The 1,837-nt window shown below is 60.0% G+C and carries 2 protein-coding genes; both read right to left on the bottom strand.

Annotation, left to right across the window (positions count from 1 at the left end; translation table 11 throughout):
* Nucleotides 1–147: 147 nt before the first annotated feature.
* Entirely contained in the window at nt 148–894 is a 747-nt protein-coding gene (locus tag FXF52_RS40925; protein WP_148805003.1) for a hypothetical protein, read from the bottom strand.
* Between the two features lie 21 nt (nt 895–915).
* Nucleotides 916–1,812, bottom strand: coding sequence for an MBL fold metallo-hydrolase (locus tag FXF52_RS40920; RefSeq protein ID WP_148805002.1), 897 nt, complete (start codon nt 1,810–1,812; stop codon nt 916–918).
* Between the last annotated feature and the right edge of the window lie 25 nt (nt 1,813–1,837).

Below are 1,837 nucleotides of genomic sequence, written 5' to 3'. Positions count from 1 at the left end.
TTGTTCCGGCTGACAGGGAGGTGGGTCGGAGGGGACGATCGGTGACGTGTGCTCCGCTGGTGTCAGCGCGCTTACCTGCCAGGTGTTACGCCCAGATCTGTGAGAGCCGGGAGGTGAGACCCCTCCCGGCTACTCGACCTTAGGTGATCAGGTGGGGCCGAGCTGAGTCTGCTGCGGCTCCGTGCCTAGTGTTTCCAGCGACAAGAACAGTTGACCCGCGTACTTCTCTGCTGCGCGCCGGACTGCCGCCTGGGTGCACAATCGCCACCACCCAACAGCCGCTAGAGCGTCGAAGCTGATCAGGCCTGTCTGCTGCTCCCAGCCGAGTGGTACCAGTGACAACCAGGCGAGCACCATCATGACCAGCGCTGCCAGGCCGCAAATAAGAATGGCCGGAAGGCGACAGGCGTAAGTGTTGCGACGGAATCCGTATGCGATGTTTTCCTCGAACACCAAGGGGAAGCGCGACCTATCCCGGGTTCTTTCTCGCAACGCGGCCGTGGCGGTGGCATAGAGCTCGTCGGCTTCTGCTGGATCAGCGGCCTCAGTCGTCTCGTCAGGCAGCGCGATACCGAGATGCGTGGCCACCAGCTGATGTCGGCGAGCCACAGCCGACTTGGTCGAAGCTGCACGCCATCGCAGCATGTTCTCTGATGGCCGGCCGCCCCAGGCGCGGAACAACTGGGGCTCGACTCGAAGTCCTCGATCGCGGACGGCTTGCGAGGCAGCGAACGGCAGGCAGAACGCGGCAAGCCCAGCTACTTTCGTCCAGACCGTCACAGCAACGGGTATGGCCGTCACAGCGAGGACAAAAACCGGCAGAACCATAAGCGCGGCGGGCAGGAGCCGCGCGTTCCGGTTGTATCGATCGGTAATCTGCTGCAGCAGACTCATGACGTCGACCTCCCGATGGCGTCAGCGCGCCCGACACTCAAGAGTGCCGATGTAATACAGGCCATGGCTGTGGTCGCGGCCCTCGTTATGGAGGAAGTTAACGCCGTAGGCGTGATCGCCGACATAGATGTGCATTTTGTTGGTATCCGTATCGAACAGAATATCGCCGCAGGAGTTTTGGGTGATGGTGTTGTAGCCGTTGTAATAGTCCAAGTACTCCGACGGTGCCTCGCCGACTACCACTAGCCCCGGATCCATTTCTTCCAGCCACCCCCTCGGCACCTTGCCTGACGTTCGGCCGTGATGTGGGGCGAACAGGACGTCTACCTTGGGGATGGCCACCTTGCTCTCGATCTTCTCCATGAAGTCAGTCTCGAGATCGCCCATCCACAGCATTCGGGGGCCATCGTCAACTGAGTACTGCAAGATGCAGGAGATATTGTTTGGCGACATGCCGGCGGCGGCATCAGCCAAGGCGCTCCGGAAATCGGGGTCTGAAGTGATCGGCCACAGCACGTTGAGCCCAGCCGAGCCGCGCTCCTCGTTGCTCTGATTCATCCACCGTCGCGTGCATCCCTTGTAGATATAAAAGGCTTTCTCAGCGTCGTCACGCAGGCTGCAGTAGTGTTTGAAGTCGTCGGTCGGGTCGTCCTTGGTCGCTTCGTTCTTGACGCAGTAGAAGTTCCTTATACTGATGTGATCATCGAGTTCGGCCAAGCCGCCAATGTGGTCTTGATCGGGATGGGTTGAGATGAATCGGAGGCATCCCTTCCCCTTTGACTGGGTCGCAATCTCCGTCAAGATGCTGCCGGCCCGCTCAGGCGGCAGTGAGCAGTCGATAATGGTGAAGTTGTCGCTGCCGTGGCGGATGTAGTACATATCGCCGTTGCCGATGGCGAAGGACTTGATGGTGGGCATCTCTATGCGCCTCCTACGGTGTTTC

Source organism: Micromonospora sp. MP36, assembly GCF_008119785.1.
Lineage (GTDB): Bacteria > Actinomycetota > Actinomycetes > Mycobacteriales > Micromonosporaceae > Micromonospora.
The sequence above is the reverse complement of the archived record's forward strand: the minus strand, read 5'-3'. Positions and strand labels throughout refer to the sequence as shown.